The following is a 15,549-nucleotide window of genomic DNA, read 5'->3' on the forward strand; positions in this document are numbered from 1 at the left end:
GACGCAGACGGGTGGTTCATTGGCTCAACAAAGCCTGCATCCGGTCCTGATTGCGCAACCCCACTTCCCGAACGATCTCGGCGATCTGCGAGAGTTGCGACGACAGCGGGTTACTTTTGCGCCAGACCAGACCGATGGTTCGCGACGGGCGCGGTTCTGCAAGGCGGAACATGCAGACATTCGCGGCGAGTGTTTCCGTATAGACCGCCATCTCCGGCACAAGCGTAATGCCGATGCCAGCGCCCACCATCTGCACAAGCGTGGACAGTGAACTGCCTTCCATCAATTCACGCGGTGGCGCATTCGCAATATTGCAGAAGGATAGCGCCTGATCGCGAAAACAATGCCCTTCTTCCAGCAGGAGAAGCCGCATTTCATGCAGTTTTTCGGCGCTTGGAACCGGCTTGCCCGCATCTTCCAGCGGGCGCATCAGCACGAATTCCTCTTCGAAGAGAGGCACTTCCTGCAAGGCAGGCTCGGAAATCGGCAAGGCGACAATCGCCGCGTCCAGCCTGGCTTCCAAAAGGTCTTCGATCAGTTTCTGGGTGATAGCCTCACGCGGACGTGGTTCCAGCCCCGGATAACGCTGGGTGAGCGTCTTGATCACTTCCGGCAGAAGATAGGGCGCAACTGTCGGGATCACGCCGAGACGCAGGCGCCCCGTGAACGGGCCATGCGCTGCCCGCGCCAGCTCTTCCAGTTCGTCGACCGAACGCAGAATGCCGCGCACCCTCTCCGCGAATTCCTCACCGAGCCCGGTCAGGCGGATTTGTCTGCCACCACGCTCCACCAGAGGCGCGCCGATAAGGTCTTCCAGTTCCTTGATCTGCAAGGATAAGGCGGGTTGAGAGATGGAGCAGGCCGCTGCCGCGCGCCCGAAATGGCTCAATCGCGCCAGCGAGTCGAAATAGCGAAGGTGTTTCATGGAGAGGCCAATCATAAGCTGAGCATATCGCAGCCTTTAGAATATACAATTGGAATTTATCGGAAGCATTGATTACCGTACCAAAACTGACTGTGGCCCGGAGTGTCCGCCTTCATAAAGCGGACGCTTTGGCATGCCACTGTCAGCCGCTCGTTCAATTTAGCGAAAGCCATCTTTGGGAAAGCCATCGGAGAGCAATCATGGACGTTAAGACGAAATCGGCCGGAAAATGTCCGGTCATGCATGGCGGCAATACCGCGCTTGGCAGTTCTGTCATGGAATGGTGGCCCAATGCGCTGAACCTCGACATTCTGCACCAGCACGACAGCAAGACCAATCCGCTGGGCAAGGACTTCAACTATAAAGAAGAGCTGAAAAAGCTCGACGTGGAAGCCCTCAAGGCCGATCTGCGCGCGCTCATGACCGATAGTCAGGAGTGGTGGCCTGCCGACTGGGGCAGCTATGTCGGCATGATGGCTCGCGTGACCTGGCACGCCGCCGGTTCCTACCGCACCTCCGATGGTCGCGGTGGCGCCAGCACCGGTAACCAGCGTTTTGCGCCGCTCAATTCCTGGCCGGATAACGTCAACACCGATAAGGGTCGCCGCCTGCTGTGGCCGATCAAGAAGAAGTACGGCAACCGGCTCTCCTGGGCCGACCTGATCGCGCTTGCCGGTACGATTGCCTATGATGTCGCCGGTCTTAAGACCTTTGGTTTCGCCTTTGGCCGTGAAGATATCTGGGCGCCCGAAAAAGACACCTATTGGGGCAATGAAAAGGAATGGCTGGCGCCAAGCGATGGCCGTTACGGTGACGTGACCAAGCCGAGCACGCTGGACAACCCGCTGGCGGCGGTCCAGATGGGCCTGATTTATGTCAACCCGGAAGGCGTGAACGGTAAGTCCGATCCGTTGGCAACGGCAGCGCAGATGCGCGAAACCTTTGCCCGCATGGGTATGGACGACGAGGAAACCGTGGCGCTGACAGCTGGCGGCCATACGATCGGCAAGACCCATGGCAATGGCGATCCGGCTAACCTCAGTCCCGATCCGGAAGATGCCGGCCCTGAATATCAGGGGCTGGGCTGGATGAATACCAAGGGTCGCGGCATCGGTCGTGATACCGTGGTTTCGGGCCTCGAAGGCGCATGGACCACGGAACCGACCAAGTGGGACAACGGTTTCTTCGAAATGCTGTTCAAGCATGAATGGCATCTGGTCAAGAGCCCGGCTGGCGCATCGCAATGGGAGCCCATTTCGATTGCCGAGCAGGACAAGCCGGTTGACGTGGAAGACCCGTCAATCCGCCTGAACCCGATGATGACCGATGCGGATATGGCGCTCAAAGTAGACCCGATCTATCGCGCGATTTCCGAGCGTTTCATGAACGACTTCGACGCGTTCTCGGATGCCTTTGCCCGCGCATGGTTCAAGCTGACCCATCGCGACATGGGCCCGAAGACCCGTTACATCGGGCCTGACGCGCCGACGGAAGACCTGATCTGGCAGGACCCGGTTCCGGCTGGTCGCACGGATTACGACGTGAAGGACCTCAAGGCCAAGATCGCCGTTTCCGGCCTTTCCGTGTCCGATCTGGTTTCCACCGCCTGGGACAGCGCCCGCACCTATCGCGGTTCGGATTTCCGTGGCGGCGCAAACGGCGCGCGTATCCGTCTGGCTCCGCAGAAGGATTGGGCAGGCAACGAGCCGGAACGTCTGGCCCGTGTTCTCTCGGTTCTGGAACCGATTGCAGCGGCGTCTGGCGCAAGTCTGGCCGATGTCATCGTGCTGGCTGGCAATTACGGTGTGGAACAGGCAGCCAAGGCCGCCGGTTTCGACATTGAAGTGCCTTTCGCACCGGGACGTGGCGATGCAACCGCCGAGCAGACCGATGCCGAAAGCTTCGCTCCGCTCGAGCCGCTGGCAGACGGTTTCCGCAACTGGCAGAAGCAGGACTATGTGGTCAGCGCCGAGGAACTGCTCCTCGACCGTGCCCAGCTCATGGGCCTCACCGCCCCTGAAATGACGGTCCTTGTCGGCGGCATGCGCGCCATCGGCACCAACCATGGCGGCACGGCGCATGGCGTCTTCACCGACAAGGTCGGCGCGTTGACGACGGATTTCTTCGCCACGCTCACCGACATGCGCTACACGTGGGTTCCGACCGGCGAAGGCCTGTATGAAATCCGCGACCGCAAGACCGGCACGCCGAAGTTCACCGCAACGCGTGTCGATCTCGTTTTCGGTTCGAATTCGATCCTTCGCGCCTATGCCGAAGTCTATGCTCAGGACGACAGCAAGGAGAAGTTCGTGAAGGACTTCGTTGCCGCCTGGACAAAGGTGATGAACGCCGACCGTTTCGATCTGGCATAAAAGCCGATCTAGAGCATTTCCAGCAAAAGTGCGAAGCGGTTTTGCGTAGGACAATGCGTGAAAACAAATGGATAGAGCGGCTCCAGCGATTCCAATTTAACTGGAACCGCTCTAACGAAAAAGCCTCCCCCGAAGGTTTCGGGGGAGGCTTTTTTATTTATTTCGCCATGTCGATGGCGGAGCTGAGCTCTTCAACCGCCTGATCAGCCGTCAGCTGGCCATTGAACTGGCGGGTGATGACATCGAACATCGCATTCTTGATCGCGGTTGGCTGTGCGTGCGACTGCGAGAAGGAACCAAGCAGCGATCCGCTCTTGTCGGCGGCGGCCAGATCCTTGATCGCCTTTTGTCCGCATTCGTCAAATGCCGTGGTCGGCACATCCGTGCGCGCCGGTGCCGAGCCCTTCACCACATTGAAGGCCGACTGGAAATTGACGTCTTCCACAGCGGCTGCGAGTGCAAGTTGCGCCTTGCGCTTGTCCTCACCCACTTCGAAGACAGCGAACTGATCGGCATTGAAAGCCACGGAACCTTCCGTTCCCGGAAAACGACCGCAAACGAAATCCGCGCCCGGCTTTTTTCCGGCCTTGGTGAACTCGCCCTTGGCCCAGTCGCCCATGAACTGCACGCCCGCCTTGTCGTCGATGACCATTGATGAGGCAAGATTCCAGTCACGTCCGGAGAAGTTGTCGTCCACATAGGTGCGCAGCTTCGACATCCGCTCGAAGACCTGCTTCATGGTATCGCTCTTCAGCGCTTCCGGATCGAGATCGATCAGCGCCTTCTTGTAGAAATCCGGCCCGAACGACATCACGACGCTCGTAAAAATGAGCGCTTCCTGCCAGGGCTGGCCGCCATGGGCAATCGGCGTGATCCCCTGCTCCTTGAACTTGTCGAGCAGCGCGACAAGCTCGTCCCAGTTCTGCGGCACTTTTCCGCCTGCCTTGTCGAGCGCGGCCTTGTTGTACCACGCCCAGTTGGTGGAATGCACATTGACCGGCGCGGCGATCCAGTGGCCGTCATATTTCGAGAAGCGCTGGATTGCAGGCGGGATGACCTTGTCCCAGCCTTCCTTGTCGGCGACTTCATCCAGATTGCCGAGCACGCCCTGCTCCGCCCAATCCAGAATGTCGAAACCCTGCATCTGCACGGCGGCAGGCGCATTGCCCGCCGTCACACGGGCGCGCAAGGTCGTCATGGCAGCCTCGCCCGCACCGCCGGCGACCGGCATATCGACCCAGCCGATACCCTGTTTCTGAAGATTTTCCTTCAAGAGATTAAGCGCTGCCGCCTCACCGCCCGAGGTCCAGTAATGGAGAACTTCCACGCTTTCCTCGGCTTGCGCCAGGTTCGCCCCACCCAAAATACTGACACCCGCCAGCAGCATTCCCATCATCAAGCGCATTCTCATATCTCCTCGTTAAGAGCGCATCCCGAAAAGTGTGAAACGGTTTTCGGAGAAGATGCGCGTTATAACAGAAAAATTAGAGCGCGGTTCGATCTGATTCAATCAGATCGAACCGCGCTCTAAGAATGGCGCACACTACCATGTGTCCAGCGAAACGAAATTCACTATCGCGTTGGCGTAAACAAGCCGTGGGCGACACGCCTACACTTCATTTTTCAGCGTTTCTTTCTGCGTAATCAGACGCGCCGAATGCTGCCCGGAAATGAACACCCAAAGCCAGCTGAGCGCCACCGCCAGACGGCTGCGCGTGCCAATGAGAAAATAGATATGTGCGAGGCCCCATATCCACCATGCAATCCAGCCTTTGAGCCGCAGCGACCCGAAATCGATGACGGCTGCACTTGGACCGATGGTGGCAAGGTTGCCAAGATGCTTGTAACGGAAGGGACCGGGCGCGGCATGATTGGCAAACCGCGCCTTGATCACCTTCGCCACATATTTGCCCTGCTGCTTGGCGGCCGGCGCAATGCCCGGCACTGGCTTTCCATCAGCGGTTTTGACCAGAGCCGTATCCCCGACGATGAAAATTTCGGGATGGCCCTTCACTGTCAGGTCCGGCTCGACCACGGCGCGCCCGGCGCGATCCTGTTCGGCGCCCACCCATTCAGCCGCTTTCGAAGCCTGCACGCCCGCCGCCCAGATGACGGTGCGGCTCGCGACCTGTTCGTCACCGATGGAAATGCCCCTGGCATCGCAGGCGGTGACGGGCGTTCCGGTTCTGACCTCCACGCCCATTTTCGTCAGCGACTTCTCCGCATATTCCGAAAGCGACGGCGGGAAAACCGGCAGAATGCGCGGCCCGGCTTCAATGAGTATGATGCGGGCTGTGGATGTATCGATATTGCGGAATTCCTTGACCAAGGTGCGGTGGGCCAGTTCCGCAATGATCCCCGCAAGTTCCACGCCGGTCGGCCCCGCGCCGATGATGCTGAATGTCAACAGCGCTTTGCGAACTTCGGGATCGGCCTCCAGCTCGGCCTGTTCGAAAGCCAGCAGGAGACGGCGGCGAATGGTCGTCGCATCTTCCAGCGCCTTCAGGCCCGGTGCATAAGGCTCCCATTCGTCGCGTCCGAAATAAGCGTGCCGCGCACCGGTCGCAAGCACAAGCGTGTCATAATCGACGGCGTGCCCATCGCGGAGATGCACCTTGCGCGCCTGCGTGTCCACGCCCGTCACTTCAGCCAGCAGGGTGGAAACCTCTTCGCGATTGCGAAAGACGGAGCGGATCGGCCAGGCGATTTCCGATGTTGCAAGAACAGTCGTCGCGACCTGATAGAGCAAGGGCTGGAAAAGATGATGGTTTCTGCGATCGATGATCGTGATCGATGTATCCGGACTTTGCAGATCTTTCGCCAGCTGCAAACCCGCAAAACCGCCGCCGACAATCACTACGCGATGCTGAGCCAATTCGCTTTTCCTTTCGCCGCCTGCATCCTGTCGAGGACTCACCATACACGCGAGCGCTTGCTCTGCCTTTCAAAAACCGTTGCAAGCGTGGGGTATGTCCGCTCCATGTAATAAGTAGCGCCGCGCGGAAAAAAGTCAGCCCGCAACCGATGCTCGGATGCGGGCTTTTAAAAGGGCGCGCGGGTTGGCTTCAGCGCAGCAGATAGGCAGGTATTTTGGGATCGAAGCCGACAATGCGCTGCCCTTCGGCAAAGGCTGCGCGCAGCGTCTCGCGAAGCGACAGGCGCGCCTGCATGGCCGCCGCTGGATCTGTCGCAAGCAGCTGGTCGATATCGCCGGGAAATTCGACGCGACGAATATCGGCCGGAAATTCAGGTGCCTGCCCTTTGGAGCGTGCTTCGACACGCGGATCGTCCAAGTGCCAGTCGGCTACGATGCGATCCGACGGAAGGCCCGCATTGATGCCGACCATGGGACCATAATAGTCGATATGATAGGTGGAGGACGTGGCGCCAAGGCTTGCAATATTCAACCCGGCATTGACCGCGCGGATGGGATCATAGGTCCAGCGCACATGGGTCACGCCGCGCGCAAGGCACCAGTCACGCTGGAACCACTTCATGCGCGCACCAAGCTTCAGGCCCCGCGCTTCCGGCAAAACCGCCAGACGATGCGAATGCTGGATGCCCGGTGTCGCAGTCGGGAAACCAAAGATGAAACCCAGCATCTTCTCACCATCGAAGGCACCGGCGACAAGCCCCCCTTCATGCTGGATAGCAAGCAACAGATCGGAGGCATCGACAGGATCGTCGTCGCCCCAGACAAGCCGCTGCACAGTTTCCGAATCCTTCATCTCGGCCAGCGATGCGAGTTCGCGGATGACGATTTCGCTCATGCTGCGAATTCCTCGCGATGGTTCGTCACCGTATCGAGGAAGGCGCGGTCGAGCGTCACACCAATACCCGGGCCGTTTTTCGGCACAGCCATGCGGCCGTTTTCGGCTTCCAGCGGCTCATTGACAATGTCGCGCGGGAAATAGCGACTGGCGGACGAGGTATCCCCCGGCTTGGTGAAATTCGCCAGCGTCGAAAGATGGATATTGTGCGCACGTCCAATGCCTGCCTCCAGCATGCCGCCGCACCATACAGGCACATCGAAAGCCGCGCAGACATCATGAATGGCCCGCGATGCGCTGTGGCCACCGACGCGCCCGACCTTGATATTGATGACGCGGCAGGCACGGGCGACGAGCGCCTTGCGCGCATCGACCGAAGAGCGAATGCTTTCATCGAGACAAATGGCCGTCAGCAGTTTTTCCTGCACATGCACATGGTCGGTAATGTCGTCAAACGCCAGCGGCTGCTCGATGTAATCGAGCGCGAATGCGTCCATGGCTTTCAAAAGCGGCAGGTCCGACAGGCGATAATCCGTATTGGCGTCAACGGTCAGCTTGGCGTCCGGGAAGCGGTCGCGCACGGCTTGCAGCATCGCCAGATCATGGCCGCGCTTGATCTTGAGCTTCACGCGCTTGTAACCGGCGTCGAGCGAAGCCGCGACGCGGTCAATCGTCGTTGGAATATCGGCGATGCCAAGGCTGACACCAACATCGATGGCATCGCGAACGCCACCAAGCGCAACGCTCAATGGCAGGTTCAGCGCTTTCGCCCACAAGTCCCACACGGCCATTTCGACCATGGCCTTGCTCATCCTGTGCCCGCGCCACGGATCGAGAATGGCGGCAAGATCAGCCGGACCGTTGAAACGCTTTCCAACAATCTGCGGCAGCAGCACATCGCGCAGGAATGAGAGCGAGCCGGAGATGGTTTCTTCGAGATAATCCGGCAAGGGGTCCATCACGCCTTCGGCATAGCCTTCAAGACCTTCCGCCTTCAGGGTGAGGATCGGTATCACCTTTTCAGTCATCGTGCCGGTGGAGATCACGAAAGGCACGAGCAGCGGCAACCGGATAACCCGTATTTCAGCCGCCTCGATTTTTAATCCGGCGAAAATTGGCGCTGTCTGCATCGGATACTCCATCCGTGGATATGATTGATTACGTCAGATCGAAACGGTTCTAGAGCGGTTCCGATTAAAACGGAATCGTGGATCCGCTCTATCTATTTGTTTTACGCATTATCCTACGCATCGAAGCGGGATTAGAAATCAGTCCAGTGGACTGATTTCCCAGCGTAGGCGCTACGCACTTTTGCTGGACATGCTCTAAATTCCCTGTTCGCTGGCAAAAGTCCAACAGATTCAGTTGGGACTTTCACTGATGTACTCAGGAGAGTGTATCCAGTGGGAAAACCGGACGCCGCAGGCGCGAATAAGTGCGTCTCGAAAGATCCGGCGAACTCAACCCACCAGCATCGGTCACGATGATCTGCGCCGCAATCGGGCCGAAAGCCCCCTTGAAATGCTGCATCGACTTGACCGCAACAATTGCCTTTTCCTTCGGCTCGATACCGACAACCCGGAAGATGTTCTGATCGAGCATCTGCATCCGTTCGGAAACGATCATGATGTCGATCCCCTCCACGCGCAGGCACACGGATTTTCCGGTCGTTCCGGGCAGACCCGTAAACATCGGCCCTTCGAAAACGAAGCTGCCATCGCTGATCGCCATGACACGGCCCGTCACCGTCAGCGGGCCACCGCCGACCGTTGGATCAGACTTGCCGCCAATCGTCACCGTGAGGGTCTCGCCCACTGCCTTGGCTGCAATCTCGGCCACCGCTTCGGGGTCCAGCAGCGCGCCAGCGGCGGCATCGGTCACACCGGCGTCCAGCATCGCCGCAATCAGCGCGGTGCAATCACTATAAGCGCCCGAGCCGGGATTATCCGAGAAGTCCGCAACAACAATCGTGCCCTTGGCGCCGCGCGCCTCTTTCAATCGCGCGATGCACGCATCAAGAGGCATCGGCTGCGTCCACTGATCCTTATAGGACCAGATTTCATCACACATCTTGCCTGCAACATCGAAAGCGGCCTGCCGTTCAACACTTTTCGCATCGAAGGTGACAATAACACTTGGTCCCGCCGCCCAAACATCGGCATCGGTGAAACCGGCATTGATCGCTACATTGAGGATGCCCGGTTGCTGCATTTCGCGGTCCGCGCTTTCGAGCAGACGGCACATCGGGCCATTATCCGTCGTGCGACCGTCATCGCAACCGAGCAGCATTGGCGGGCGGGCGATGGCGAGAGCAGGTTCGATCTCGCCCTTCATCGCCCGATCCAGCAGCGAACAAGCCTCAACCCCAACCTCATTCATATCGACATGCGGATAGGTTCGGAATGAAACCGCGATCTGCGCCAGATCGGCCAGTTCGTCGAAAATATTCGCATGAAGATCGAGCGTGATGGCAATCGGTACATCATACCCAACCACCGAGCGGATTTCGCGCAGGAACTGGCTGTCGCCATCCTGATCCGTTTCCGTCACCATGGCACCATGCAGAGCGACGAAGATACCGTTGAACGGTCCGCATTCCTTCAACCGCCGCAGGCATTCGCCTGTGATTTCCAGACGTGCGCTTTCCAGCACCGCGCCATTCGGCTCCGCATGGGCGGCAGTAATATAAACAGGTGTCCATCCCTTTTCATCCGCGACCTTTATCGCGCCGCCGACCTCCGAGCCGGTGCCGCGGAAATTGGCCGGAATCTCATCACCCTTGAAATAGTGGGACGCACGGAAATCGCCAATACTCGTGCGATTTTTCGTGAAGGTATTACTTTCATTGATGAGTTCGATGATCGCAACGCGATAGGACACGGGATCGACCTTTCTTAGAGCGGTTCCGGTGAAAACGGAATCGTGGAACCGCTCTATCTATTTGTTTTTACGCATTATCCTACGCAAAACCGCTACGCACTTTTGCTGGAAATGCTCTATGTCGGCGAAGACCAGTCTGGATTGGTCGAGAATGTAACGGCTGATGCGCGATCCAACCGCGGCAACCTTGCGCATGGCACAAGGCGGGCACCCGATCTGATGTGGTGCTTCAGATCAGGGCCCTTTCGGAACGAACTATTTTGCGAAGATTTCGCTGGCGAATTTCGGCTTTTCCCGAATGTCGAAGTCGAAATACTTGGCGCGGATCTTGTCGTAGGTGCCGTCCTGGATGATCTCCTCCAGCGCCTTGTTGACGCGCGCGCGCAGCTCCTCATCATCCTTGCGGAAGGCCATGCCAGCGCCCAATGTGCCATCGAGCAGGAACTCGTTACCGACAAACTCGCAGCAGCTCGCTCCCTTAGAAATCCAGTTGCTGAGCGCGAACTTGGATTCAAGCACGAGGTCCACGCGACCGTTTTCAATGTCGAGGAAAGCTTCTTCCAGCGTCGGATAGAGCTTCACCTCATTATCAGGGAAAAAGCGCTGCAAAACATCGACCGCGATAGAGCCGGTCTGGGTGCCTATGACCTTCCCCTTGGCGCTTTCCGGCGTCACGTCCTTCAGGCCAAGTTCCTTCAACGCAACAAACCGCATGGTATTGTAGTAGTAGGGATTGGAAAAATTGACCTGCTGCATGCGCGATTCCGTGATAGCCATCGACGACGCCATCACATCAAATTTCTTCGCCTGAAGAGCAGGAATGATCCCGCTCCATTCATTGGCGCTCCACACGCAATCCGCTTTCAGTTTCTCGCAGATCGCATCGCCGACGTCGATATCGAAGCCCTGCAGCTTCCCATTGGGATCGAGGTAATTGAACGGCGCATAAGCGCCCTCGGCTCCCATGCGGATTTCCTCGGCATAGGATGGGAAAGCACCGAACACGGCGACAACCGCTGCAATAATTCCCATTTTGGCGTGCTTATGCATGTTCCGATCTCCTGTTATTCGCCCTTGCCCGGCAATGTCTGATCCCAGAAAATCAGCGTCACCTGAGATCATCAGCCGGTGGGAATGCTCCCTTGGGCAGCTTTTATTGATTGACGATTATGCTTGTGCCCGCAGCCGATCAATGCAAAAGAACTATTCATCGCTATTAGAAAATTTAATGGATCTATGAATTCACGAACCGGGCGAAGAAGACTTCCAAGCTTGAAAGCGTTGCGGGCTTTTGAAGCCGTGGCGCACTGCCAGAGCTTTACCGCTGCGGCGGAAGAGCTTGCGGTTAGCCAGGGCGCGGTCAGCCATCAGATCAAGCTTCTCGAACAGGCCTTGGGCTGCCAATTGCTTATTCGCGGGCCTCGTGGCGTGACCGTTACCGCAGAGGGCGCATTGCTGGCCGAAGTTTGTGGGCGTGCCCTTGACGAAATCGGTGCTGTGACAGCCCTTATCGGTCAGGACAACAGGGCGCAAATTCTCCGCGTCCGCGCCGGGCCTTTCTTTTCGATGGAAGTCATTGCCAGCCGCATTGCGGGATTCCTCAAACAGAACCCGGGCATACAGCTGCATCTGAACAATCTCGATATCGATTCCATTGCGCATGACAGAGAAGACGCGCAGATCAAGTATTGTCTGAACGCCCCTGCCGGAGCCTACAGCATTGACCTGTTGACCGAAAAGCTCGTTCCCGTCTGTAGCCCTTCTCTTCTCGAAGGCGTGGCAAACCCGGAAGACCTTCTCACAAACCCCGACATTCCGCGCCTGCACTACCGCGACATGAGCGATTGGAAGCGATGGATATCGCACCACGGCATCGGCGATATCGCCGCGAATTCAAACCTGTTTTTCGATGATCAGCACACACTCCTAGCGGCAGCACGCTCAGGACAAGGCATTGGCTTTTCTCATCGACCGCTTCTCGAAAGCGACGTGCAGCGCGGCAGTCTCGGCGTCGTATCGGAGAAATACTTCCAGCCCAAGGAATCTTACAAGTTCATTTGTAGCCATGAGACCATTGCCTCAAACCATGCATTACAGCTCTTCCGCGACTGGCTGATGGCTGAGGTATCGACGATCTGTTAGGCTGCACGACTTTTAGAACGCGCTTCCCTGGTCGCAATCTGCCCTCCCCTTCCTTTCCACTCGCCCTTAGAACGCGGAAAGCCCCGCATTGTTTTTGCGGGGCTATTGGTGTGATTTGGTTTTGTTGTCCGGCTTAGCCCTGTTCGTCGGGGAATTGATTCACAGGATTAATTCCTTTTGTGTTTCGGCGTGGAATATTGACCCCTCTGCCGGGGTAATCGGCGTCCAACTTTGACCCCCGAGCAGTTTCGTCTGACCATCCGTCTTTTGGTGACGGATGGAGAGGGAGTTGAAGCGAGTGGATACGATTGCGCGTGTTCGTCGAGCCTTCCATGTGCAGGACTGGTCGGTGAAGAGGATCGTCCGGGAGCTGCATGTGTCCCGCAACACGGTCCGCAAGATACTGCGATCCGATGAGACGGATTTTTCCTACGAACGAGAACGCCAACCACTGCCGAAGACCGGAGCTTGGAAGGGTGAGATCGAGCGCTTCTTGGCTTTAAATGAAGGCAAGTCCTCTCGTGAGCGGCTGACGCTGATCCGGATTTACGAAGAGCTTCGGACGTTAGGTTATGACGGCAGCTACGATGCGATCCGGCGCTATTCAAAGGGATGGTCGAAGGCTCGAGGGGCCGTGACAGCCGAAGCCTACGTGCCCCTCTATTATGCACCTGGCGAGGCCTATCAGTTCGACTGGAGCCACGAGATCGTATTGATCCAGGGCGTCACGACGACGGTGAAGGTTGCCCATGTCCGGCTCTGCCACAGCCGGATGATGTTCGCGCGAGCCTATATGCGTGAGAGCCAAGAGATGGTCTTCGATGCACATGACAAGGCCTTCGAATTCTTCCGTGGCACCTGCACGCGCGGCATCTACGACAGTGAGACGGATGAGCAATCGATCCAGTGAATCGATTGCCCGTCGAACGAAGACGGCGGTCGAGGCCGTATTTGTCGGCAAGGAGCGTGTTTATAACCGGCGGTTCTTGCAAATGTGCAGCCACTATCTTGTCCAGCCCGTAGCCTGTACGCCAGCATCCGGCTGGGAGAAGGGGCAGGTCGAAAATCAGGTTGGCCTCGTGCGCGAGCGCTTCTTCACGCCGCGCCTGCGGGTAAAAAGCCTAGAAGAGTTGAATGTCTGGCTGCTCGACAAATGCGTTGCCTATGCCAAGGCGCATCACCATCCTGAACAGACGATCTGGCAGATGTTCGAAGCCGAACGCGACAGCCTCGTGCATTACGTTGGACCATTCGACGGTTTCCACAGTGTCCCGGCTTCAGTCGAAGACCTGCACTGTCCGCTTCGACAATAACAAATACTCGGTCCTATCGACTGCCGTTGGCCGCCCCGTCGAAGTTCATGCCTATGCTGATCGGGTCGTCATCAAACAGGATGGAGTGACGGTCGCTGAACACCGGCGCTGCTTTGGCCGGGGCGAGACCGTCTATGATCCTTGGCACTATGTTCCTGTCCTCACGCGCAAATCGGGTGCTTTGCGCAATGGCGCTCCGTTCCGCGAATGGGTTTTGCCCGCTGCGATGGAGAAAGTCCGCAAGCGGTTGAAGAGTGCCGACGACGGTGATCGACAGATGGTCACCATACTCGGATGTGTTTCTGCTGATGGCCTTGCCGAGGTTGGCCAATGGCGCTGGAAGTCCTCAATAAATCTCGGCCAATCCGGCAGAAGGCCATGCGTTTCGAAGTAGCACAGCGGGAATGAGAAGGCGTGATCGATCCCGACGATGGTGGGAATGTCTTCCGAGAGTGTCGCAACCAGCCACTCGGCAAGTCCGCGTCTCGTCCAGTATTTCTTGTTCGAAGGACGCGGGAACACCTCAACCGGTGGCTCTGAACCGGATGCAATGTAGACACGCAGCCCTTTGAGGCTGGACGTCGGGGTTTCTGCGCCGGAATAGTCGATGCCGATATGACGGGCGAACTGGGACATCGGTCACGCCATTGCGTAAAAAGTTACGTTAAAAACTTCGGAAAATGCCTCAACCGTGCTCAGCGCGTAGAGGAAAGACTCGGCATCCGAATCTCCAAGTTCGTCAAACAAATTGCCGAAATTCGCAATGCGGACCTGCTCCACGACCGCCATTGTCTGTGGTTCGTTCTCCAGAGCTCGTTTCACGTCGTCGGCGGCGCGCTTGATGTGCGCGGTGAACCGCGAACCGCGGATGAATGACAAGAGCGAATGGGTGGTCAGCGAGGTGCCGGACCTGAGGATCGTTTCCGACGAGCTTTGGGCGAAGGTCAAGAACCGCCAGCTTGCAGTTGAGGCAAGCTTCGGCCACACGACCACCAACCGGCTCAACCGCGCGCACCGGCCGCAATACCTGCTGAGCGGCCTGCTCGAATGCGACCATTGCTGCGGTCCCTATGCCATCATGGCCAAGGACCGCTACGGCTGCACGAACCGGCAAAGGAAACTGCCAATCGATGATCTTGGGGGGGCGTCTGCACCAATGCCAAGACCATCAGCCGCCAGGAACTGGAAGCGCGGGTGCTGGACGCCATTCCGACCAACCTTTTGACGCCGGAGCGCACGACCTCCTTCCAGGAGGAGATCAATCGCCAGGTCCAAAAGGCCGCGGCTGCGAGTTCCAAGGCCTCAGAGGCGATCGAGGCCAAACTGAATGCAATTTCGTCCAAACAGAAGCTGATCGCCGAGCAGATGACTGCCGCATTTGACCAGATGCTCGACGATTTGGAGAAGGAGCGGGCGCGCCTGGCGCTCGAGTTGGAAGCAGCTACGCCAATTTCACTGAGGCGGAAGAAGAGCGGTAAGGCCGGCCTGCGTAACCCGGGCGGCCCGATCGTTGTGAACCCGGCAATGTTCCAGTCGGTCCTGGATGCCATGACAACGGCACTGAAGGGTGACGCCGGCGACGGAAACGCCACGCTTGCGGGTTACGGCCAGTTTGTTCGCTCGCTCGTTCAGTGGAATAGCCCCCTAATTGCCCGGACAGTTTCTGCCACTTAAATAAGTGATAGGACTACTGTTCACATTATGACTGGTAATAGCATTAAGATGGAAATTCTTTCCGGCCCTGAGCGGCGTCGACGTTGGAGTACAGCGGAGAAGCTTGCGATTGTCCACGAAACCTACGAGGTGGACGCGACGGTCAGTCTGGTCGCCCGTCGTCATGGCATTGCGCCTAACCAGCTGTTCGCGTGGCGCAAACTTGCATCGCAGAGTGCCTTGGTTGCCACCGCAGCCGAAGAGGAGGTTGTCCCTGCCTCGGAATACCGGGCGCTTCAGGCTCAGGTGAAGGAATTACAGCGCCTGCTGGGCAAGAAGACGATGGAAGGGGAAATTCTCAAGGAGGCCCTCGAAATCGCCAACGGCCCAAAAAAAACGACTGCTGCGCTCAATCTTGCTGCCGCCGGTTTTTGGCTCCTACCAGCCGGACCTGTTCGACCCGGCGCGTGCGGGCGAACTGCTCGGCGTTCTGG

At 57.8% G+C, this 15,549-nt stretch carries 13 protein-coding genes and 1 pseudogene; 7 read left to right on the forward strand and 7 right to left on the reverse strand.

Annotated elements, in window-relative coordinates; all coding sequences use genetic code 11:
* Positions 1–16: 16 nt before the first annotated feature.
* A complete protein-coding gene (locus tag FIC94_RS03975; RefSeq protein ID WP_109366999.1) occupies positions 17–940 on the reverse strand; it encodes a hydrogen peroxide-inducible genes activator in 924 nt (307 codons plus the stop codon).
* 185 nt (positions 941–1,125) lie between these two features.
* Here FIC94_RS03975 and katG point away from each other — a divergent pair, with 185 nt between their 5' ends.
* The gene (katG, locus tag FIC94_RS03980) at positions 1,126–3,297 is read left to right on the forward strand and encodes a catalase/peroxidase HPI (protein WP_109366998.1); all 2,172 of its coding nucleotides are present in this window, start codon (positions 1,126–1,128) and stop codon (positions 3,295–3,297) included.
* A gap of 157 nt (positions 3,298–3,454) precedes the next feature.
* Here the strand turns inward: katG and FIC94_RS03985 are convergent, their stop codons facing one another.
* The 6 genes from FIC94_RS03985 to FIC94_RS04010 all read right to left on the reverse strand — a co-directional run bounded on the left by FIC94_RS03985 (position 3,455) and on the right by FIC94_RS04010 (position 10,997).
* Positions 3,455–4,702, reverse strand: coding sequence for an ABC transporter substrate-binding protein (locus tag FIC94_RS03985; RefSeq protein WP_140023988.1), 1,248 nt, complete (start codon positions 4,700–4,702; stop codon positions 3,455–3,457).
* A 204-nt stretch (positions 4,703–4,906) separates the two neighbouring features.
* Positions 4,907–6,172 (reverse strand): NAD(P)/FAD-dependent oxidoreductase, encoded by a 1,266-nt coding sequence (locus FIC94_RS03990; RefSeq protein WP_180917892.1) that lies wholly within the window; start codon positions 6,170–6,172, stop codon positions 4,907–4,909.
* A 190-nt stretch (positions 6,173–6,362) separates the two neighbouring features.
* Positions 6,363–7,067: a GNAT family N-acetyltransferase gene (locus FIC94_RS03995; protein ID WP_109366995.1), complete on the reverse strand. Its 705-nt coding sequence runs from the start codon at positions 7,065–7,067 to the stop codon at positions 6,363–6,365.
* Positions 7,064–8,197 carry an o-succinylbenzoate synthase gene (gene menC / locus FIC94_RS04000; protein ID WP_140023990.1) on the reverse strand — a complete coding sequence of 378 codons (1,134 nt, stop codon included), beginning with the start codon at positions 8,195–8,197 and terminating at the stop codon, positions 7,064–7,066. Before menC ends, FIC94_RS03995 begins: the two co-directional genes overlap by 4 nt.
* A 256-nt stretch (positions 8,198–8,453) precedes the next feature.
* Positions 8,454–9,947: a M81 family metallopeptidase gene (locus tag FIC94_RS04005; protein ID WP_140023991.1), complete on the reverse strand. Its 1,494-nt coding sequence runs from the start codon at positions 9,945–9,947 to the stop codon at positions 8,454–8,456.
* 255 nt (positions 9,948–10,202) lie between these two features.
* Entirely contained in the window at positions 10,203–10,997 is a 795-nt protein-coding gene (locus FIC94_RS04010) for an ABC transporter substrate-binding protein (protein ID WP_235859018.1), read from the reverse strand.
* Between the two features lie 123 nt (positions 10,998–11,120).
* On the opposite strand from FIC94_RS04010, the gene FIC94_RS04015 reads away from it, so the two are divergent.
* The 6 genes and pseudogenes from FIC94_RS04015 to FIC94_RS04045 all read left to right on the forward strand — a co-directional run.
* Positions 11,121–12,089, forward strand: a complete 969-nt coding sequence (locus FIC94_RS04015; RefSeq protein WP_235891943.1) for a LysR family transcriptional regulator — start codon at positions 11,121–11,123, stop codon at positions 12,087–12,089.
* Between the two features lie 289 nt (positions 12,090–12,378).
* A pseudogene (istA, locus tag FIC94_RS04020) lies at positions 12,379–13,727 on the forward strand (IS21 family transposase); the annotation flags it as partial.
* A 290-nt stretch (positions 13,728–14,017) separates the two neighbouring features.
* Positions 14,018–14,278 (forward strand): hypothetical protein, encoded by a 261-nt coding sequence (locus tag FIC94_RS22550; protein ID WP_210237282.1) that lies wholly within the window; start codon positions 14,018–14,020, stop codon positions 14,276–14,278.
* Entirely contained in the window at positions 14,271–14,627 is a 357-nt protein-coding gene (locus tag FIC94_RS04035) for a hypothetical protein (RefSeq protein ID WP_140023993.1), read from the forward strand. Before FIC94_RS22550 ends, FIC94_RS04035 begins: the two co-directional genes overlap by 8 nt.
* Positions 14,597–15,076: a hypothetical protein gene (locus FIC94_RS04040; RefSeq protein WP_140023994.1), complete on the forward strand. Its 480-nt coding sequence runs from the start codon at positions 14,597–14,599 to the stop codon at positions 15,074–15,076. The genes FIC94_RS04035 and FIC94_RS04040 overlap by 31 nt, the downstream gene beginning before the upstream one ends.
* A gap of 27 nt (positions 15,077–15,103) precedes the next feature.
* On the forward strand, positions 15,104–15,549 hold a 446-nt coding region (locus FIC94_RS04045), incomplete at its 3' end, for a transposase (protein ID WP_235891944.1).

The sequence above is a fragment of the Ochrobactrum teleogrylli genome, from assembly GCF_006376685.1.
GTDB lineage: Bacteria > Pseudomonadota > Alphaproteobacteria > Rhizobiales > Rhizobiaceae > Brucella > Brucella teleogrylli.